The sequence below is a fragment of the Microbacterium sp. NPDC091382 genome, from assembly GCF_044757025.1.
Taxonomy (GTDB): domain Bacteria; phylum Actinomycetota; class Actinomycetes; order Actinomycetales; family Microbacteriaceae; genus Microbacterium.
The window spans coordinates 505602-524838 of sequence record NZ_JBIVUD010000001.1 but is presented as its reverse complement, the minus strand read 5'-3'; the positions used below and the strand labels follow the sequence as shown (position 1 = coordinate 524838).

At 69.5% G+C, this 19237-nt stretch carries 18 protein-coding genes; 12 read left to right on the top strand and 6 right to left on the bottom strand.

Translation table 11 applies throughout. From position 1 onward, the window contains the following. Positions 1 to 5: 5 nt before the first annotated feature. From yidC to ACIQLK_RS02560, 7 genes are all read left to right on the top strand, one after another. On the top strand, positions 6 to 1103 hold the full coding sequence (gene yidC / locus ACIQLK_RS02590; RefSeq protein WP_400363852.1) for a membrane protein insertase YidC: 1098 nt from the start codon (positions 6 to 8) through the stop codon (positions 1101 to 1103). 19 nt (positions 1104 to 1122) lie between these two features. Next, positions 1123 to 1626, top strand: coding sequence for a protein jag (locus ACIQLK_RS02585; protein WP_400362713.1), 504 nt, complete (start codon positions 1123 to 1125; stop codon positions 1624 to 1626). Next, the gene (gene rsmG, locus ACIQLK_RS02580; RefSeq protein WP_400362711.1) at positions 1619 to 2263 is read left to right on the top strand and encodes a 16S rRNA (guanine(527)-N(7))-methyltransferase RsmG; all 645 of its coding nucleotides are present in this window, start codon (positions 1619 to 1621) and stop codon (positions 2261 to 2263) included. The genes ACIQLK_RS02585 and rsmG overlap by 8 nt, the downstream gene beginning before the upstream one ends. Before the next feature lie 169 nt (positions 2264 to 2432). Further along, positions 2433 to 3362, top strand: a complete 930-nt coding sequence (locus ACIQLK_RS02575; RefSeq protein WP_400362709.1) for a ParA family protein — start codon at positions 2433 to 2435, stop codon at positions 3360 to 3362. Further along, the gene (locus tag ACIQLK_RS02570) at positions 3362 to 4342 is read left to right on the top strand and encodes a ParB/RepB/Spo0J family partition protein (protein WP_400362707.1); all 981 of its coding nucleotides are present in this window, start codon (positions 3362 to 3364) and stop codon (positions 4340 to 4342) included. Before ACIQLK_RS02575 ends, ACIQLK_RS02570 begins: the two co-directional genes overlap by 1 nt. A 49-nt stretch (positions 4343 to 4391) precedes the next feature. After that, positions 4392 to 4727, top strand: a complete 336-nt coding sequence (locus tag ACIQLK_RS02565; RefSeq protein ID WP_400362706.1) for a tryptophan synthase subunit alpha — start codon at positions 4392 to 4394, stop codon at positions 4725 to 4727. A gap of 50 nt (positions 4728 to 4777) precedes the next feature. Further along, a complete protein-coding gene (locus ACIQLK_RS02560; protein ID WP_400362704.1) occupies positions 4778 to 5842 on the top strand; it encodes a hypothetical protein in 1065 nt (354 codons plus the stop codon). A gap of 9 nt (positions 5843 to 5851) precedes the next feature. Here the strand turns inward: ACIQLK_RS02560 and trxA are convergent, their stop codons facing one another. The 4 genes from trxA to ACIQLK_RS02540 all read right to left on the bottom strand — a co-directional run bounded on the left by trxA (position 5852) and on the right by ACIQLK_RS02540 (position 11048). Beyond that, complete coding sequence (gene trxA, locus ACIQLK_RS02555; RefSeq protein ID WP_018187790.1) at positions 5852 to 6175, bottom strand: thioredoxin; 324 nt, start codon at positions 6173 to 6175, stop codon at positions 5852 to 5854. 74 nt (positions 6176 to 6249) lie between these two features. Then, positions 6250 to 7248, bottom strand: a complete 999-nt coding sequence (gene trxB / locus ACIQLK_RS02550; RefSeq protein ID WP_400362701.1) for a thioredoxin-disulfide reductase — start codon at positions 7246 to 7248, stop codon at positions 6250 to 6252. Between the two features lie 81 nt (positions 7249 to 7329). After that, a complete protein-coding gene (gene murJ, locus ACIQLK_RS02545; protein WP_400362699.1) occupies positions 7330 to 8946 on the bottom strand; it encodes a murein biosynthesis integral membrane protein MurJ in 1617 nt (538 codons plus the stop codon). Then, positions 8946 to 11048 (bottom strand): DUF6049 family protein, encoded by a 2103-nt coding sequence (locus tag ACIQLK_RS02540; RefSeq protein ID WP_400362697.1) that lies wholly within the window; start codon positions 11046 to 11048, stop codon positions 8946 to 8948. Before ACIQLK_RS02540 ends, murJ begins: the two co-directional genes overlap by 1 nt. An 80-nt stretch (positions 11049 to 11128) precedes the next feature. On the opposite strand from ACIQLK_RS02540, the gene ACIQLK_RS02535 reads away from it, so the two are divergent. Together ACIQLK_RS02535 and ACIQLK_RS02530 are read left to right on the top strand one after the other, a co-directional pair. Then, entirely contained in the window at positions 11129 to 12652 is a 1524-nt protein-coding gene (locus ACIQLK_RS02535) for a methyltransferase (protein WP_400362695.1), read from the top strand. A gap of 183 nt (positions 12653 to 12835) precedes the next feature. After that, a complete protein-coding gene (locus tag ACIQLK_RS02530; protein ID WP_400362693.1) occupies positions 12836 to 14263 on the top strand; it encodes a CCA tRNA nucleotidyltransferase in 1428 nt (475 codons plus the stop codon). Between the two features lie 90 nt (positions 14264 to 14353). Here ACIQLK_RS02530 and ACIQLK_RS02525 read toward each other — a convergent pair whose 3' ends face one another. Both ACIQLK_RS02525 and ACIQLK_RS02520 read right to left on the bottom strand, forming a co-directional pair. Then, positions 14354 to 14752, bottom strand: a complete 399-nt coding sequence (locus tag ACIQLK_RS02525; protein WP_400362691.1) for a DUF6992 family protein — start codon at positions 14750 to 14752, stop codon at positions 14354 to 14356. A 218-nt stretch (positions 14753 to 14970) separates the two neighbouring features. Continuing rightward, positions 14971 to 15516 (bottom strand): hypothetical protein, encoded by a 546-nt coding sequence (locus tag ACIQLK_RS02520; protein WP_400362689.1) that lies wholly within the window; start codon positions 15514 to 15516, stop codon positions 14971 to 14973. A 202-nt stretch (positions 15517 to 15718) separates the two neighbouring features. Here ACIQLK_RS02520 and ACIQLK_RS02515 point away from each other — a divergent pair, with 202 nt between their 5' ends. The 3 genes from ACIQLK_RS02515 to ACIQLK_RS02505 are packed head-to-tail and all read left to right on the top strand — an operon-like array spanning position 15719 to position 19208. After that, complete coding sequence (locus ACIQLK_RS02515; protein WP_400362687.1) at positions 15719 to 16696, top strand: glycosyltransferase family 2 protein; 978 nt, start codon at positions 15719 to 15721, stop codon at positions 16694 to 16696. Continuing rightward, positions 16693 to 18045 (top strand): polysialyltransferase family glycosyltransferase, encoded by a 1353-nt coding sequence (locus tag ACIQLK_RS02510; protein WP_400362686.1) that lies wholly within the window; start codon positions 16693 to 16695, stop codon positions 18043 to 18045. The genes ACIQLK_RS02515 and ACIQLK_RS02510 overlap by 4 nt, the downstream gene beginning before the upstream one ends. Continuing rightward, the gene (locus tag ACIQLK_RS02505; RefSeq protein WP_400362683.1) at positions 18042 to 19208 is read left to right on the top strand and encodes a cytidylyltransferase domain-containing protein; all 1167 of its coding nucleotides are present in this window, start codon (positions 18042 to 18044) and stop codon (positions 19206 to 19208) included. Before ACIQLK_RS02510 ends, ACIQLK_RS02505 begins: the two co-directional genes overlap by 4 nt. Positions 19209 to 19237: the final 29 nt, after the last annotated feature.

The window sequence follows — 19237 nt, the reverse complement described above, 5'->3', positions numbered from 1 at the left end:
CCTTGGTGGATCTCTTCGCCGCCGCGGCGACCCTCCCGCCGCTCCCGAACCCGACGACTCCGAAACCGGGTGGCACGGACTTCTTCAGCATCATCCTGTGGCCGTTCAAGTTCGTCGTCGAGGCGATCCTCGTCTTCTGGCACTGGGTGTTCACGTCCATCGGGATGCAGCCGGATGCCGGTCTGACCTGGGTTTTGTCCATCATCGGTCTTGTCATCGTGGTGCGCTCGGCGCTGATTCCGCTCTTCGTGCGGCAGATCAAGAGCCAGCGGAAGATGATGGAGCTCGCGCCCGAGATGCGCAAGATCCAGGAGCGGTACCGCGGCAAGCGGGACCAGCTCTCGCGGGAGGCCATGAGTCGCGAGACCATGGCGATGTACAAGAAACACGGCACGACACCGCTGTCGAGCTGTCTACCGCTGCTCGTGCAGATGCCGATCCTCCTCGGCATGTTCTACACGTTGAGTGAGGTGAAGAGGCACGCCGAGTGGGGAGTCGGCGGAACCGGTCTCCTCGATGCCACCCTGACGCGCGAGTTCTACAACGCCGAGCTCTTCGGTGTCGCTCCGCTCCACGTCAACATGATCGACGCGATCAACACGAATCAGAGCGCGACGGTCGTGATCCTCGTGATCCTGGTCATCCTGATGATCCTGTCGCAGTTCTTCACGCAGCTGCAGATCATCTCGAAGAACCTCTCGCCCGAGGCCAAGACCGGGCAGGCGTACCAGATGCAGCGCATCATGCTGTACGTCCTCCCCCTCGCCTTCATCTTCTCGGGTGTGTTCTTCCCCCTCGGCGTGGTCATGTACTGGTTCACGTCGAACATCTGGACCATGGTCCAGCAGTTCATCGTCATCCGGAACCTGCCGACCCCCGGGTCGGAGGCCGCGAAGGCACGTGAGGAGCGTCTCGCGAAGAAGGGCAAGGCGCTCGACGCCACGGGCAAGGTCGTTCCCATGGCCAAGTACGAGGCCGAGCAGCAGCGTCTGCTCGAAGAGACCGAACGCGCGAAGGCAGCTGCCCCCAAGCGTCAGCAGCCCGTGGGAAAGAACCGCGCCAAGAAGCAGGCTCAGAAGGGCAAGCAGGACAGCTCGTCCTGACGAGGACTCGAGGATCATCATGACCACTACTGACAACACCGCCGGCGCCCGTCCTGCGCCCACCGTCGAAGAGCTCGAGCAGGAAGGCGACATCGCGGCCGACTTCGTCGAGGGAATCCTCGACATCGCGGACATCGATGGCGACCTCACCCTCGACGTGCGCGCCGGTCGCGCGTACGTCTCGGTCGAGAACGAGCAGGCCGGCGCGCTGTCGGTGCTCGCCGACCCCGACACGGTCCAGGCGCTCCAGGAGCTCACCCGGATTGCCGTGCAGACGAAGACCGGACGCTTCTCGCGACTGATCCTCGACGTCGGTGGATCCCGGGACGCGCGGCGGGGCCAGCTGCAGAAGCTCGTCGAGCGCGCGGTCGAGCGCCTGGACGATGGCGCTTCGCAGGCATCGCTGCCGCCGATGTCCAGCTATGAGCGGAAGCTGGTGCACGACATCGCCGCTGAGCACGGCCTCGTATCCGAGTCGTACGGCGAAGGTGCAGACCGGCACACGGTTCTCCGCCGTGGCTGATGTTTCACGTGAAACACCCGAGCAGGAGCCGGATGCCGCGACATCCGTCTTCGGCGATCGAGTGCACCTCGCTCGCCGTTTCACCGACGCGCTGATCGCGCAAGGTGAGGAGCGGGGGCTCATCGGCCCCCTGGAGCCCCCTCGCATCTGGACGCGACACATTCTGAACAGCGGCGTTGCGGCTCCGCTGTTCACGACGGGCGCCCGTGTCGGCGACATCGGTTCGGGCGCCGGACTTCCCGGTCTCGTTCTCGCGATCGCGCGGCCGGACGTGCGTTGGGTGCTCATCGAGCCGATGGAGCGACGCATCGCGTGGCTCACTGAGCAGGCAGGTGAGCTGGGGCTAGACAACGTCGAGATCGTCCGCGCGCGGGGCGAGGACTGGGCTGAAGGTCCCGTACTGGATGCGGTGACGGCTCGAGCGGTCAGCGCGTTCCGCACCCTCATTCCCATCACTGCTCCGCTTGTTCGAGACGGCGGTGAGCTCGTCCTCCTGAAAGGCGCCAATGCAGCGAACGAGATCTCTGCTGCAGACAAGGCGATCCGGAAGTTTCGACTTTCCGACGTCCGCGTGGAGCCGGTCGGTGAGGGTGTCATCGACGAGCCGACTCGGGTGATCCGCGCGACGGTGCGCTGAGCACACGTGTTTCACGTGAAACGGTTGGGCACCGATGGTAGGTGGCGTTTCACGTGAAACATCGCATCCACCTACCGATCGTCCGTTTCACGTGAAACATGCGACCGGTCCGGCTGTGGGGATGGCCTCGACTACAGTGGAACAGTCCTCGATACGACAGGAGTAACAGGTGCCGGATTCGGAGAACACGACCTCTCCCGCACCCTTCTCTTTCGACGACAGTCCGATCGCCCGGGAGCTGGCGAATCTGACGTCGCGCCGGAAGGCATTGGCGGCGGTCGAGGTCGAATTCGATGGGACGACGCGGGTGTTCACGGTGTCGAACCAGAAGGGTGGCGTCGGCAAGACCACCACGACGGTCAATCTCGCCGCAGGGCTCGCGTCGGTGGGTGCCCGCGTCCTGGTGATCGACTTGGATCCTCAGGGCAATGCATCGACAGCACTCGGTATCCCCCACAGCGCTGAGATCGCCAGCATCTACGACGTCATCATCGACGACGAGCCGCTCGCGGACGTCATTCAGACCAGTCCGGAGTCCCCGAACCTGCTCTGCGTTCCTTCGACGATCAACCTCGCGGGCGCCGAGATCGAGTTGGTCTCCAAGGTTGCCCGTGAGCACCGCCTACGGACAGCCCTGGACGCATATCTGACCGAGAATCACGTCGATTTCGTCTTCATCGACTGCCCGCCGTCGCTCGGGCTCCTCACCATCAACGCCTTCACCGCCGCGACAGAGGTCCTGATCCCGATCCAGTGCGAGTACTACGCGCTCGAGGGTCTGAGTCAGCTGCTCGGCAGTGTCTCGATGATCCAGAAGCATCTCAATCCCGCGCTGCACCTGTCGACGATCCTGTTGACCATGTACGACGGCCGCACCCGCCTCGCGCAGCAGGTCGCCGATGAGGTGCGCGAACACTTCCCGGAACGGGTCCTGACCACCGTCATCCCGCGATCGGTCCGCGTCTCCGAGGCCCCGAGCTTCGGGCAGACGGTCATCGCTTACGACGGACAGTCCGCCGGCGCCGTCGCCTACCGCGAAGCCGCGGTGGAGATCGCGCGCCGCGGCACCACGCAGAAATCACAAGAAGGAGTCGGCTGATGGCCAAGCGAACCGGACTGGGCCGAGGCATCGGCGCTCTCATCCCCACTCAGGACTCCTCGGAAGCGCGTCCCGTCGATGTGTTCTTCCCGGGTGCGTCGCTGTCGGAGACGAAGACCGACGTGGCCGAGGAGCAGTCATCCGCGGGGGAGGAGACGGATGCGGATCTGGTCGCCGTCCCCGGGACTCGACTGATCGACGTCGATCCGAACGCGATCGTCCCGAACCCTCGCCAGCCTCGGACGAACTTCGACGCCGACGACCTGGCTGAGCTCGTTCACAGCGTCCGGGAGTTCGGCGTCCTGCAGCCCGTCGTGGTCCGGCGCAACGAGGACGGCGACTACGAGCTCATCATGGGTGAACGTCGTACCCGCGCGGCCCGAGAGGCGGGCCTCGCGGCGATTCCCGCGGTGCTCCGCGAGACCGAGGATGAGAACCTGCTGCGCGATGCGCTGCTGGAGAACCTGCATCGGTCGCAGCTGAACCCGCTCGAAGAAGCATCGGCCTACCAGCAGCTCCTCGAGGACTTCGGCATCACGCAGGAGGAGCTCGCGACCCGCATCGGCCGGTCCCGGCCGCAGATCAGCAACACCATCCGCCTGCTCCGCCTGCCGGTTCCGGTGCAGCAGCGGGTCGCGGCCGGCGTGCTGAGCGCCGGCCACGCGCGTGCGATCCTCTCGGTCGACGACATCGACACGATGCAGCGTCTCGCAGACAAAATCGTCAACGAGGACCTGTCGGTGCGCGCGGCGGAAGCGGCGGCTAAGAGCATCGGCAATCGGGTTCGTCCGCTTCCGAAGGCGGGGACGCGTCGCGCGCACCTGGATGACGTCGCGGAGCGTCTGGGCGACCGACTCAACACGAAGGTGAAGATCGCGCTGACGGCACGGAAAGGCCAGATCACGATCGATTTCGCGACGATCCAGGATCTCAACCGGATTCTGGGCGAGCTGGGGGAGACGGAGTTCGGCGCGTCCTGATCCGCGGTGGTCCGGCCTCGCGTCCAGTCTTCGCGCGTAGGCTTGAGGAGTGAGTGAACGCCCCAATCTGCCCCGACGCGCGAGCCTGGAGGTTCTGCGCGCCGAGGCGTCGGATGAGCTCTCCGTGCTGGTCGAGGAACGGATTCGCGACGGCGAGGACCCTTGGGCGTTCATGGAGGATCTGCCGACGGTCGACGAGCTCGTCGTCCTGACTCTCCGCGCTGAGAACATCGCTGCAGACGGCGGACTCCGTCCGACCGAGGCACGCAACTACCGCGTTCTGCGACAGATCGCGCTCGACTACCCGGCTCTGAGCCGCGCGGTGTGGCGTCTGCTGGGCAGTGAACCGCACCGTACCTGGAACGTGACCGTCCGCGCGTCCTGACCGTTCCACGTGAAACATCCGTGTTCACGTCCCGGGGCTACGGTCAGCAGATGTCCGCTCGAATCCTGATCGCCGATCTCGACATTCGCGGGGAACGAGACCTGTCCTGGAAGCGGGTCGCGGCATCCCTCAGCGCGCGACGCGTGCCCGCCGTCGTCACGCCGGCCGACAGCCGGATCATCGCTCGTGTCGGGACGAATGCGACGGGTCGGATCATCCTCGCCGACGCCGCCGGCGGCCTCCTCGCGTCGGACGCTGCAGAGCTGGTCTCCGCGCTCGCGGAGGAATGGCGGGCGGATGTGCGGCTGGAACGGGGGGATACGGTTCTCGCGGCGTCCACTCGACGCCCAGGCGCTGCCCCGCGGGTGCCGGTCCAGGAACCCACGGAAGTGAACATCATCGTCATCGGCGGGATCGTGCCGATCGACCCGCAGCGTCGGCGCGGCCTCGCATCTCAGCTGGAATGCTCGCTCAGCGTCCTGCCGGCCGGTGACATGCACCTCGTCCAGACGCACGGTGATCCGCAGATGGATTGGCCTGCGGCGCAGCGTCCGGTCGTGCGACTGACGTCCGCGGGCGACATGCTCTTCGTCGAGGTGTACAGCCGGGGTGCCCTGGAGGACGAACCGGTCGAGACGAGGTGGGCGATGCGCGGCATCCCGGACATGACCGTCGCGTGGCGGGCGCGTTGGGAGCGCGTTCTGGCCGACGAAGGCGAGGTCGCCGACGTGCAGCGGATGCTGGGGCGTGCGGAACTGACCTCGAGCACACTCCGCGGGCCGCGGCATCCGGATCATGCGTTCTCGGAGCTGGCAACGGATGCGGCCTCCGTCGACGCCCTGCGGGATCACCCGAACGATACGACGCTGTTCGACGCGGCCGTCACGACGCTGAACCTTCCCGCGGAGACGGCGCTGCTGCTGCGGGGGAGGGTCGGGCTCGATGACCTGCCCGGAGCGCAGCACATCGAGCGGACGAACCTCGGACGGTCGGTGTGGGATCAGGTCCATCCCGATAGGCCGTCGGTGTGGACGCGCATCGTGCGTGCCGTTCGTCGGCAGCGGCCGGGAAACGACGAAGGACCCGGCGACCGGGGTCGCACGGGTCCTTCGTGAAGCGGTGTCTCAGCCGATGTAGTCGGCGAGGTCCTGCTGGAGGGCGAACTTCGGCTTCGCACCGATGATCGTCTTCTCGACCTCACCCTTGTTGAAGACCTTCATCGCCGGGATCGACGTGATCTGGTACTGCATGGCGAGCTGCGGGTTCTCGTCGACGTTGAGCTTCAGAACCGTGATCTTCTCGGGGTTCTCGGTCTGGATCTCGTCGAGGATGGGCCCGACCATGCGACAGGGTCCGCACCACTCGGCCCAGAAGTCCACCAGAACGGGGCCTTCGGCGTCGATGACGTCCTGCTGCCAGGTGCTCTCGCTCGTTGCCTTGGCGGTCATATGTCTGTCTCCTTAGGGGTCGACACGATCGTGTCAGTGATGAGAACGCAGCGGATGCCGCGATTGTTCCGCGGTCAGGCCGGGGTGGGCAGGCCGTCGATGATCGAGACGTCCTCGGCCGGTGCGCCGGCGTCGCCGCGGGCGGCGAGGTAGTGCTCGAGGTCGAGGGCGGCGACCGTACCGCTACCGGCGGCGGTGACCGCCTGACGGTAGGTCGGGTCGATGACGTCTCCCGCGGCGAAGACGCCGGGGACCGACGTCTTCGAGGTGCGACCGTCGACCCAGACCGTGCCGTGCTCGGTGATGTCGAGGACGTTGTGCACGAGGTGGGTGCGCGGGTCGTAGCCGATGGCGACGAACACGCCGTCGAGGGCCAGGTCGCGCTCGGAGCCGTCGACGGTGTCGCGGAGGCGCACGCCGGTCACGGCGTCCTCGCCCAGCACGTCGATGACTTCGCTGTTCCAGACGAACTCGATCTTCTCGTTGGCCTTGGCGCGGTCCTGCATGATCTTGGAGGCGCGGAGCTCGTCGCGACGGTGGATCACGTAGACCTTCGATGCGAACTTGGTGAGGAACGTCGCCTCTTCCATCGCCGAGTCGCCACCGCCGACGACGGCGATGACCTTCTCGCGGAAGAAGAAGCCGTCGCAGGTCGCGCAGTAGGAGACGCCACGACCCGAGAGGCGGGTCTCGCCCTCGATGCCGATCTTGCGCGGAGCGGAGCCGGTGGCGAAGACGATCGCCTCCGCCTCGTGCGTCTCGCCACGTCCCAGGGTCACGCTCTTGGTGTCGCCCGAAACATCCAGCGAAACGACATCGTCGTAGACGACCTCGGCGCCGAACTTCTCAGCCTGCTCCTGCATCTTCGCCATCAGGTCGGGTCCCATGACACCCTCGGGGAACCCGGGGAAGTTCTCGACCTCGGTGGTGTTCATCAGCTCACCACCGGCCTCGACCGAACTCGCCACCACGAGGGGCGACAGGTTCGCGCGGGCTGCGTAGATGGCCGCGGTGTACCCCGCGGGGCCCGAGCCGATGATGATGACCTTGCGCACGATGAATCCCTTCTCCATCGGGGCGAAATCCCTCGCCCCGACACGTCCAACCAATGGTAGCCGCGTGGCATTCCACGTCGCCTGGGGACGCGCTTCGTGTCAGCGGCCGGGCAGGAATCGACGAAGGGCGCGGCCCGCCGTCGCGAGTTCCGGAGTGCGGAACGCTGCGAGGATGGCCGCGTAGACGATGAGGGTGACGCCGCCGATGAGGGCGGCGCCGACGAAGCCGAGGAGACGATCCGAAACCGCCCACCCTTGCACCCCGCCGAGGAGCAGGAAGACACCCCATCCGGCCGCGGCGGCCGGAATCGCCGCGAGCAGGAAGCGCAGGATGCCGCGGAACGCGCCGCCGAGCCCGAGCGGGCCGATCTTGCGTCGCAGCAGCGATACGGCGAGAGCGAACTGCACGATGTTGGCAACGGACTGACCGAGGGCGATGGCGACGGCGAGCCAGGTGAGCGGCAGGACGCCGGCGCTCAGCAGGGCGGAGGCGGCCACCGCCGTGGCGATGACCATCGCAGCCTGGACCAGCGTGTAGAGGAACGGCGTGCGCGTGTCCTTGAGTGCGTAGAACGTGCGTTGGATGCCGAATTGGAACGACAGGGGCAGGAGGGCGACGAGATAGGCCGCGAGGACGAAGGCGAAGGCCACCGCCTTCTCGGGCGAGGGGGTGAACAGACGCGAGAGCGGCACGGCGGCAACGGACATGGCAGCCAGGATGCCCACCATGAAGATGCCGACAGTCCGGGTGAGGGAGGACAGGTCGGCGGTGACGGCGTCCGTCCGTCCCTCGGCCACGTGCTCGCTGAGCTTCGTGTAATAGGGGGTGCCGAGTGACAGGACGATGACGGAGAACGGCAGCATGAACAGGAGCCACGCGTTCTGCAGGGTCGCCCCGGCGGCTGCAGGGCCCGACGCGGCACCGACGATGTTGACCTGGAAGGCCCCCGCGACCTGGCCGACGACGACCATGAGGAAGGTCCAGCCGGCCAGTCGGCCGATCTGCCGCAGACCGATGCCCCGCCAATGGAAGTCGGGCCGCACGTGAAGACCCGCGCGTCGCCAGAACAGGAAAAGGATGCCGGCCTGCACGACGATGCCGAGGGTCGCGGTACCACCCATCAGCGCGATCATCCCCGCCGTCCAGCCCGTGGCGGCTTCGTACGTCCCGAAGAGCGCGATGAAGACACCGAAGCCGGCGATGGAGATCACGTTGTTCACGATCGGAGACCAGGCGAACGGTCCGAAGACGCGGTTCGCATTGAGGATCTCGCCGACGAGCGCGTACAGGCCGTAGAAGAGCAGCTGCGGCAGACACCAGTACGCCAAGGCGAGCGTCAGGCTCTTCGCCTCTTCCGTGAACTCGCCTGCGTAGATCTCGACCAGCAGGGGGGCGGCGACCACGGCGATCGCCGTGACGACCAGCAGTGCGAGCACGCCGAGCGTCAGCAGCTTGGACACGAAGGCGTCACCCCGGTCGTCGTGTGTTTTCACCGCCTTGACGATCTGGGGGACGATCACTCCCGCGAGCAGTCCGGAGGAGATCAGCGCGAAGACGGAGTTCGGCAGCTGATTCGCGATGGCGAAGGAGTCGGCCGCCCTCGCGCCGACGGTACCGACCGCGACGGTCAGCACGATGTTGCGGATCAGCCCGGTGACCCGGGAGGCCATCGTCCCGGCGGCGACGGTGGCGCTCGCGCGGCCGAGGCCGGCCATCAGGCGACCACCGGCATCCGTCGGCGGCGTCGGATCGTGCGCACCACGCCGAAGACCAGGAGGGCGGTCACGAGGACCCCGAGGACGATGATCGAGACGGACTCCCACTCGGCGCGGACGGACACGTCGACGGTCTCGCTCGGGCCGATATCGACGCCTGCGGGTGTGCGCAGCTGCAGATCGACGGAGGACTCGCCGCTGCCGACGAGGGCCGAGACGGGCACCGCCACCCGGCTGGTCTGCTGGGCGCCGACCTCCACCTCGGTCGAGGACTCGATCACGAGACGGGCGTCACCGGGCGAGGCGAGCAGATCGAGCCGCGCCGGCCAGGGGAGGTCGTTGCGGACCGTGAAGACGAGCGGAGCGGACGAGCCCGCGAGAGTGATGGGTCCGCCCAGGACCAGAGCGACCCCGTCGGTCCAGGCGGCGAGTCGTTCCCGCTGGGCCTGCACCGCGGCATCCCAACCGTCGCGGTCGTCGAGCCACGCATTACCGAGCAGCTGCAACTCCGTGGCGCGCTCGGACGACGCCAGCAGGGCCGGGTCCTCGAGAACGCCCGAGATGCGCCGCAGTCCGGGCTGGGCGGCGAGGAACTCATCGATCATCGCCACCCGATCCTCGTCCGGCGCGACCGAGAGGAGCCGGACAGCCGCCGGCTTCTCGGAGAGGAGGTCGTCCAGGTCGGTCGTGGTCCAGCCGGGCAGCACCGTGGCGGCTTCGATCGCGTCGCGGAGCGCTGCCTCGGAGCGTCCGGTCGCGCGGTCCACCGTGACCAGGAGGGGACCTGCGGGAGCGCTCAGCTCCGCGCGGGCCGTGTACTCGGCGAGGGCACTGTCACGGGCGGTCTGGTCATCGGAGGTCGACGCCCGCGCGAGCAGGGCCGACAGATCCTCGGTGTAGACGAGCAATTCGGCGCCGTCCGCCGTCGCGTGGGCCGTGGCATCCGATCGGACCACCGAGCTCGGAAGGAGCGTCACCGGGGTGTCCTCGGTGCCGGTGAGTGCACCGAGGACCGACGCGGTCTCGGCGCCCGCCGTGCCGGTGGCGGGCCAGAAGACCGCGTCACGGTCGGCGCCGAAATCGAACAGCTCGTCGAGCGTCGGCAGAGTGACCTCACCCGGCGTCGGAGTGGGGGCCGGAGTCGCGCCACCGGCTGCGGCACCCGTGGCGGCGAAGTCGGCGGCATCGAGGTAGGCGGCGTAAGAGCTGAGCCGTGCCGGAGCGCTCGCACCCGCCCCGATCTGCGCCGCCAGGTCGGCGTCGCCGTATTGGAGGGCGAAACGATCGTTCGGCAGCGCCATGAGTTGATCGAGCCATGCGACGGCATCGGCGGGAGCGGCCGAGCCGAGGGCCCGGATCGACGCGACGATCGCCGGATCGACCGCGAGGATCGCGTCGGTGCCGGCCACCGCCGTGAGCTGGTTGCGAAGGTCGCCGCCGTCCCCGGTCAGTTCTCCGAGCACGTCTGCGCTGAGCGACCCCGTCGACTGCGGGCCGGCGGTGATGGGGACGACGACGCCGACCTTCTTCGTCGCGTCCGCGGTACGCGGGACGACGATCACGGTTCGGGCCAGGACCGTGTCCCCGCCCGCGCGGTACACGACGCGCGCGGGGTAGACCCCGGGACCCATCCCGTCGAAGACCTCGTCCTCGGTGTCGACCGAGACCGAGGGGGATGCCGACTGCTCCGACGCGATCCCGGGCACAGCGGTCTCGCCCACGGTGTCGAAGGGGACCGCGGCGTTGCCGCTGTCGAGCCACGCACTGAGCGCGCCGCCGGTGGTCAGCGGCCGGGTGCCGAGTTCGAAGGTCGCCTCGCCCTCGGGGAGCGCATCCGTGCCGGGGTTGCTCGCCGTCACGGTCAAAGTGAGGGATCCGGATGCCGGGACGATGCCGTCGTTCGTCGGAGCGAGCACCGCGGTCGGCTCCGGATCCTCGCCGGGATCCTCCACGGCGGCGAACGCAGCGGGCGCCGGGGCGGCGAGGGCGAGGGCTGCGCTCACCGCGGTCGCCGTGCGCAGCCAACGGGATCGGCGCGGCGGACGTCGGCCCGGATCAGGCGAGATGAAGGTCATGAAGAGGTCGATTCCTGTGCGATCCATGACCGCACCATCGGGAGCGATTCTAGGGTCACCGCCCTGCAGACCCCCTGATTGGGCCCGGGGGCCGGTTGAATGGGAGGGTGAGCGACTCCCGGCATCCCGACCCGTCTTCGATCGCTGCGCTGCGTGCGGACCTCGCCGCCGCGGGGTACACGGCCGATGCCGTGCGGGCGGCGTGGGGACCTCTCGCCGACGATGCGATCGGTCGCGGCCTGCTCGCTCCCGCCCGCCGAGCACTGTCCGATCGCACCGATGCGCTGGCGGTGCTGAGCAGGCTCCTGTTCCTCGGCGACCCGGTATCCGTGACGGAGGTGGATGCCGCGCTGCCCGTCGCCGGCGCGGCGGGCCTCGACCGGCTGGGCCTGGTGCGCATCGACGGTGAGGCGGTCACCCCGACCGCGCTGCTGCGTCCGCAGGACTACGCGGATGCCGCGGGCTCCGGTCAGTGGTGGATCGTGAGCGACCTCGACGAGGCGGCACTGGGCGGCGCGCTCCCGACGGGCCACGTGCTCGGTGTCGGCGGCGCATCCCTCACTCTGGCGGGGCTCCAGCTCGACACCCCCGCCCAGCGCGTCCTGGATCTCGGGACGGGATGCGGCATCCAGGCCCTCCGTGCCCGGCGCAGCGCACCTCGCGTCGTCGCGACGGACGTCTCGGAGCGCGCACTGCGGCTCACCCTGCTCAACGCGGCCCTCAACGACGTCGACGGGGTCGAGGTGCGCCACGGGAGCCTGTTCGAGCCGGTCGCAGGTGAGGGGTTCGACCGCGTCGTGTCGAACCCGCCCTTCGTCATCACTCCACGCGTCGCCGGCGTGCCCGAGTACGAGTACCGCGACGCCGGTTTCGCGGGCGACGACCTCGTCGCGGCGTTCGTGTCGGGCGTGAGCGACGTGCTCGCCCCCGGCGGCACGGCACAGCTGCTCGGCAACTGGGAGTACCGGGAGGATGCCGACGGCCTCGAGCGTGTGCGCACGTGGGTCGCGGCATCCACTCACCCGCTCGACGCATGGATCGTGGAACGCGAGCGCCTCGACCCGCTCGCATATGCCGAGCTGTGGGTGCGCGACGGCGGGACGACGCCCGGCAGTCCCGACTACGCGCGACTCATCGACGCCTGGCTCACCGATTTCGCCGAGCGCGGCGTGACCTCGGTCGGCTTCGGGTACCTGCTGCTGCGGCGTACGCCGATCGGGATGCCGCCCCTCGCCCGCTACGAACGAGTCACCCAGCCGGTGCCCGGCACGCTCGGGACGCACCTCGGTGAGGCGCTCGCAGCGTGGGACCGGCTCGGACTGCTCGACGACGAGGCGCTCGCCGACGCGACCACCGTCGTGAACCCGGACGTCACCGAGGCCCGTCACCACCGCCCCGGCGCGGAGGAGCCCTCGGTCATCGAGCTGCGCCAGGGCGGCGGGTTCGGACGGGTGCTGAACGTGGATCCGGCGCTCGCGGCGCTCGTCGGGGCCTCCGACGGCGACCTGCCGGTCGGCGTGCTCATCGACGCCATCGCCGACCTGCTGGAGGTGGATGCCGCCGCGCTCCGCGGTGACCTCCTGCCGCGGGTGCGCGAGCTCGTGTTCACCGGATTCCTGCGCCTGGCCTGATCGGCCGGTGCACGGCGCGGCGTTCGCCGATGCAAGGGATCGGCGACGACACGCCGCTGACGAACGCCGCGGCTCGGGGTGTCGCGCGGAAACCCTTGCGTCCGCGCGAAACGGACGCACCCAGCGTGCGTACCCAGCGCTCACCCACCGGAGCCCCCGGCGCCGCTCGGTAGGCTCGTAGGCATGCTGAACATGGCCGAGGGTCTCGCGCGCCTGGGCGCGCTCGCCGAGGCCCCGGTGTCGGCGGCTCTCGCCCGCGCGTTCGCGGAGGCCGGGTTCGAGCTCGCGATCGTCGGCGGGCCGGTCCGCGATGCGCTCCTCGGCCGGAGGGTGAACGACCTCGACTACACGACGAACGCGCGCCCAGACGACATCCTGCGCATCGTGAAACCGCTCGCGACGGCGACCTGGGACATCGGTCGCGCGTTCGGCACGATCGGGGCGAAGGTCCGCGGCGAGCAGGTGGAGGTCACGACCTACCGCGCCGACAGCTACGACGGCACGACCCGCAAGCCGACGGTCGAGTTCGGCGACACCCTCGAAGAGGATCTGGGCAGGCGCGATTTCACGGTCAATGCGATGGCCTTGCGGATCCCCGGTCCCTCGCTCGTCGATCCGACCGGCGGCGTCGAGGATCTCGTCGGCGGGTCGTTGCGCACCCCCGCAGACCCCGACGTCAGCTTCGGCGACGACCCGCTCCGCATGCTCCGCGCCGCGCGCTTCGCGAGCCAGCTCGGCATGGACGTCCACGCGGCGACGGTCGAGGCGATGACCCGCCTCGCGCCGAGCCTGTCGATCGTGAGCCCCGAGCGCGTCCAGGGTGAGCTGGTGAAGCTTCTCGCGACCGAGAGCCCGGACCGCGGCATCCGCCTTCTCGTCGACACCGGCCTCATGGAGCTGTTCCTGCCCGAGGTTCCGGCTCTGCGCCTCGAGGTCGACGAGCATCACCACCACAAGGACGTGTACGAGCACTCGCTGACGGTGCTGGCGCAGGCGATCGACCTCGAGAAGCAGCGGCACCCGGGTCACGTGCCCGACGTGACGCTGCGCCTCGCCGCCCTCCTGCACGACATCGGCAAACCGGCGACGCGAAAGCTCGAGCCCGGCGGTGCGGTCAGCTTCCACCATCACGACGTCAAGGGCGCCCGCATGGCGCGCAAGCGGCTGAAGGCACTCAAGTTCGACGGTGCGACGACGGATGCCGTGTGTCAGCTCATCGAGCAGCACCTGCGCTTCTTCGGGTACGCCGAAGGCGCGTGGACGGATTCGGCCGTACGCCGTTACGTCCGCGACGCGGGCGACCAGCTCGAGCGGCTGCACATCCTGACGCGGGCCGACGTCACCACCCGCAACAAGCGCAAGGCGGGACGCCTGCGCTCGGCCTACGACGACATCGAGGCACGGATCGCTCAGCTCGCCGAGCAGGAGCAGCTCGAAGCGATGCGCCCGGCGCTCGACGGCAACCGGATCCAGGAGATCCTCGGCATCCGTCCCGGCCGCGAGGTCGGCGAGGCGTACCGGTTCCTGCTCGACATCCGCCTCGACGAGGGCGTCATCGAGCCCGAGGTCGCGGAGCAGCGCCTGCGCGACTGGTGGGCCGCGCGAGGCTGAGTCAGTCGGCGTCGTCGGGAGCGGACACGGTCTCTGTCGACGTCTCCGCCGCCGACCGCGACGGCGAGGAGCAGGCCGACCGACCAGCCGTCAGCGCCGCAGGCGTCGAGCGGCGGTCAGGTCGATGACGAAGAGCGCGGCGCCCTGGATGATGACGGCGAGGCCGTGTCCGCGCGCATGCGCGGCGCTCAGACGGCCGCCGAGTGTCGGCGTCCGCACGGCGAGGTGCGCCCCCGTCGCGACGTAACCCACGTCGAGCACGGCATTGGCGAGGAGGATGCGACGCAGCATCCGCCTCTTCGGGATCTCACCGCGCTGACGGGTGAACACCGCGAGGGCGACGTCGATCGCGCCCCACATCAGCGTCTGCAGCCCGAAGGCACGGGTGCGCCGCGGGAGTGCGAGCGCGCCGCCGATGAGGACGGATGCCGTGCCCCACCGCGTGAGCCGATCGACGACGATGCCGGTGACGCTCTTCGCTGATGCCATTCCCCCATGATGGCCTGGCCCGGGGCCGATCCGGCCACTCGCGCGCACGCGGATGCAAGGAATCCGGGACGGCACGCCGCGTCGAGGGCGCGTGACGCGGCGTGTCGTGCGCGAACTATTGCATCCGCGCACGCCCCCGGGCACCGGCGCACGACCGGCGCACGAGAACGCCCCCCGTCCGTGGGACGAGGGGCGTTCAGGCTGTGTGCGGTGACGGATCAGCTGCAGGCGGTGCTGATCTCCTTGGCGGCGTCGGTGAAGCCCGAGATGCCGTCGGTCAGGTCGTTGGCCGCAGCCTGGAGGGCGGTGTTGTCCTTCGCGTCGACCGCGTCGCTGATCTTGACGAACGTCTTCTCGAACTCGTCCCACGCGGCCGAGTACGACGCGTACGCCTCGGAGACGTCGGGGTTGGTGATCATGCCCGAGATCTCGTCGATGCGGTCGCCGATCTTCGTGAACATGTCGCGCGCACCCGACGTGTCACCCGACTGGACTGCAGACGAGAGCTCGCCGCTGGCACCGTTGACCTCGGTGTTGAGGTCGGTCAGCTCGGTCTGGAGGATCTGGCAGGCGTCGGCCTTGCTCTGGTCGCCTGCGGGGGCCTCCGCGGCGGGCGACTCTGCCGCAGGCGACTCGGCGGCGGGCGAGCTGACCGGCGCGGGGTCGGTGGTGGTCCCCGACTCGGACGAACCGCAGCCGGTCAGTGCGAAGAGGGCGATCGTGGCGACGGCGAAGCCCGTCGACAGGGTGGTCTTGCGCGACATGTGAGGTCTCCTTGGTGTGCGAAGAGCGGGGACACGCACCAGAATGAAGCGCCCCCCGACGATCGACCACGATAGCCGAGTCCTCTGAACCGGCCAGCCGGTGGACCGGGGGCTGCCCGTGTGCTAGCCGCCACCGGTGATCGACCGGAACCGTTCACCCTGCCGCCACCTCCCGGTCACACCCGCTTGTTTGGATCGCCGCGTGTCCTCTCCGATCGTGACCGTCATCCTGCCGGCCAAAGACGCCGGGCCGTACATCGGCACGACCGTGACGACCCTGGGGCGCCAGTTCGAGGACCCGTCACGGGTGCGGCTGGTCGTCATCGACGACGGGTCGACCGATGACACCCGGGTCCAGGTGCAGCACTTCGCGCGGGACATGCCCCACGTCGAGCTCATCTCCAACGCGCAGCCCGTCGGCCTCGCCGCGGCGCGCAATCAGGGCCTTGAACGCGTCGACACGGACTACTTCTGCTTCGTCGACGGGGACGACTGGATGCACCCGGAGCGGCTCGAGAGCCTCGTCGCGTCGATGCGCCGCTTGGAGTGCGACTTCGTCCGGACCGACCACGTCACTGACACGGACGGCCGTCGACGCCTGATGAAGGCCCCGTTCGCCTGGCGCGGGCGCGTGGCCGATCCCCGCGACGCGATCCTGCCCGCCGACGAGACCACCATGGTCGACTACCCCTATGCCTGGGCCGGCATGTTTCACCGCCGAGTGATCGACCAGGGGCTCGCGCACTTCGAGCCAGGACTGTTCACCGCCGAGGACCGGCCCTGGATCTGGCGTCTCCACCTGCGGGCGACCTCGTTCGCGGTCGTCGACGCGCCCGCGATCCTCTACCGCCGCGGGGTGACGACCTCGCTGACGCAGGTGCTGGACCGACGCCAGCTCGACTTCCTTCCCGCCTTCGCCGAGGCGATCCGGGTGGTGGAGCAGGATGCCGACGCCGACCGCTTCCTGCCGAAGATCGCGACCACCACCATGTCGGTCTGCGCGTATCACCTGTTCCGCGCGCGGGCGATGTCGGCCTCCGACCGCACGGCGCTGCGTCACGGCATCCGGGATCTTCTGCGGGCCATCCCGGAGGATCAGATCGACCCTGCGCTGCTGCGACTGTCTGACCGCCGTCGCCGCATCCTTGCGCGTCTCGTGCGCGAGGTGCGCACCGCATGACCCAGATCTTCGTCCTCAACTCGGCCTACGGGCTCATGACGGCCGTGGCGGCGATGGATGCCGGTGCGATCCCGGCCTCCGCGGCGGGCCGCATCCTCGTCGCCGTGAACGCGGCGATCGTCCCCGAAGCGGGCGACGGAATCGGGGACGCCTCGCACCTCGCCACCCTGCGCGCGCGATTCGACCGCGTCGTCGATCTCAACGAGCTGCTCGCCCCCGAACGTCCGCCGCACTGGCGCACGACCGTCGCCGAGGCCGCGGTGCTCGAGCGGCTGCTGCGTCAGGCCTGGGGCATCGGCGACGGCGAGGTCGAGCTCTACCTGCAGAGCCCGCAGGTCGCTCCCTCGCGCGTCTTCATCGACGTCTTCGACGGAGCGCCGGTGTCGATCATCGGCGACGGTCTCATGACGTACTCGCCCATCCGCAACAAGTGGCCGCACGCCGTCGCCGGCCGAGTCGTGGGCGTGGTCTACGCCGACGCGGTGCCGGACGTCGAGCCACTGCTGTTCGCCGGGACGCCGCGTGTGCCGGTAGCCGCGTCCGCTCTGCGTTCTGTGGTCGAGGAGGTGTCGGCGGCGACCGTCGACCCCGACCTCGACGCGCTGGCGGACGTGCCGCGTCCCGCGCTGGTGCTGGGGCAGTACCTTTCGGCGCTCGGGCTCATCTCGGCCGACGAGGAGGCTCGGATGCAGCGCGACATGGTCGATCGTGCGCTCGCGTGGTCGCCGGGCGCGATCGTCTTCAAGCCCCACCCCTCGGCCACCCCTGCGCTCATCGACGATCTGGCAGCGCACGCGGCGAGCCGCGGCATCCCTCTGACGGTGTTCCGCGGCGGCACCCCGGCCGAAGTGCTCGCACTCCGGCTGCCGTTCGTGGGCGCGGTGGCGGGATTCTCGACCGCTCTGCCGACCCTGCGCGCGCTCGCCGGCCTCCCGATCGCCGCCGTCGGCACGGAGCTGCTTCTCCAGCGGCTGACGCCCTTCGAGAACGGCAACCGCATCCCGGTCACGATCATCGACGCCCTCACCCGCCCCGGATCCCCTTACGAGGGGGACCGCATGCAGCTGCTCGTGGATGCCGTCGGTTACGCGATGCAGCCGGTCATCGCGGCGCCGCTGCGTGCCCGGGCGGAGGAGTTCCTGGCCGCGGCATCCGTCGCGGAACGCGAGCGCTACTTCGCGCGGACCCGCCTGAGCGCGCTGGGCCTCCGCGGCGGAGCGGCCCCCGGACTGCTCGCCCGTGCGCTCGCGCCGCGCGGCGGCGCGTCCCGCGTCGTCGAGGTGCAGTTGGCGCTGCGCGGTGCGCGGCGCCGCGGAAAACGCGCGTGGAAGGCCCTGCGAGGAGGATGACCGTGACCGACGCCGTCGACACCGTGGCCGTGATCCCCGCCCGCGGCGGGTCCAAGGGTGTACCGGGGAAGAACGTCGCCCGCGTCGGCGGCATCCCGCTCATCTCTCGAGCGGTGCACGCCGCGCGGATGTCGGGGGTCATCGACCTCGTCGTCGTGTCGACCGACGACGACGCGATCGCATCCGCGGCTCGCGGCGCGGGTGCCCGGGTCGTCGACCGACCCGCAGACATCTCGGGCGACACCGCCACCTCCGAGAGCGCGGTCCTGCACGCCCTCGACGCGCTCGCCGCCGACGGCATCCACCCCCGCGTGACCGCCTTCCTGCAGGCGACGAGTCCCTTCATCCCCAGCGACGCGCTGGCCGAGGCCGTCGCTCTCGTCCGCGACGCCCGGGCGGACTGCGCGTTCGCCGCGCGCGAGAGTTACGAGTTCGTCTGGCGACGGGATGCCGACGGTGCCGCGGCCGCGATCGGTCATGACGCGGCGCGTCGCCCCCGGCGGCAGGAGCGTGAGCCGCACTACGTCGAGACGGGCGCGTTCTACGTCTTCACGACGGACGGGTTCCGGCGGGCGGGACACCGCTTCTTCGGACGCACCGAGATCGTCGAGGTCCCCGAGGCGACGTCGATCGAGATCGACGATCCCGGGCAGCTGCGCGCCGCGCAGGCGCTGGCGCATCTGGTCGCCCCCGCCGAGCCCGTGACGGCGACGGTCGTCGTGACGGATTTCGACGGGGTCCACACCGACGACAGCGCGTGGGTGGATGCCGCCGGCACGGAGCACGTGCGGGTGAGTCGTTCCGACGGGATGGGCGTCGCGCTGCTGCGCCGCGCCGGGGTCCCGATGCTGATCCTGTCGACCGAGCAGAACGCCGTCGTCCGCGCCCGCGCCGAGAAGCTGCGGGTCGAGGTCGTGCACGGGGTCGAGGACAAGGCGTCCGTCCTCCGGCAGTGGGCGCTCGAGAAGGGTGTCGACCTCGCGGACGCCGCCTACCTCGGCAATGACGTCAATGACCTCCCTGCAATGGCTCTCGTCGGCTGGCCGATCGCGGTCGCCGACGCGCACGCGGACGTGCTGGCGGCTGCGCGCGTCGTGCTGGGCCGTTGCGGCGGTGACGGTGCCGTGCGCGAACTCGCCGACCGCATCCTCGCGGCCCGCTGACCGCACGCACCCGTCAGCCAGACGTCCGG

Excerpts from the sequence above, each read along its gene's own strand:
- ACIQLK_RS02510 (WP_400362686.1), top strand. The coding sequence starts at position 16,693 with ATGACCCAGATCTTCGTCCTCAACTCGGCCTACGGGCTCATGACGGCC.
- trxB (WP_400362701.1), bottom strand. The coding sequence starts at position 7,248 with ATGGAGAAGGGATTCATCGTGCGCAAGGTCATCATCATCGGCTCGGGC.
- ACIQLK_RS02520 (WP_400362689.1), bottom strand. The coding sequence starts at position 15,516 with ATGTCGCGCAAGACCACCCTGTCGACGGGCTTCGCCGTCGCCACGATC.
- ACIQLK_RS02585 (WP_400362713.1), top strand. The coding sequence starts at position 1,123 with ATGACCACTACTGACAACACCGCCGGCGCCCGTCCTGCGCCCACCGTC.
- ACIQLK_RS02540 (WP_400362697.1), bottom strand. The coding sequence starts at position 11,048 with ATGGATCGCACAGGAATCGACCTCTTCATGACCTTCATCTCGCCTGAT.
- ACIQLK_RS02530 (WP_400362693.1), top strand. The coding sequence starts at position 12,836 with ATGCTGAACATGGCCGAGGGTCTCGCGCGCCTGGGCGCGCTCGCCGAG.
- ACIQLK_RS02570 (WP_400362707.1), top strand. The coding sequence starts at position 3,362 with ATGGCCAAGCGAACCGGACTGGGCCGAGGCATCGGCGCTCTCATCCCC.
- trxA (WP_018187790.1), bottom strand. The coding sequence starts at position 6,175 with ATGACCGCCAAGGCAACGAGCGAGAGCACCTGGCAGCAGGACGTCATC.
- murJ (WP_400362699.1), bottom strand. The coding sequence starts at position 8,946 with ATGGCCGGCCTCGGCCGCGCGAGCGCCACCGTCGCCGCCGGGACGATG.
- ACIQLK_RS02505 (WP_400362683.1), top strand. The coding sequence starts at position 18,042 with ATGACCGTGACCGACGCCGTCGACACCGTGGCCGTGATCCCCGCCCGC.
- ACIQLK_RS02525 (WP_400362691.1), bottom strand. The coding sequence starts at position 14,752 with ATGGCATCAGCGAAGAGCGTCACCGGCATCGTCGTCGATCGGCTCACG.
- ACIQLK_RS02560 (WP_400362704.1), top strand. The coding sequence starts at position 4,778 with ATGTCCGCTCGAATCCTGATCGCCGATCTCGACATTCGCGGGGAACGA.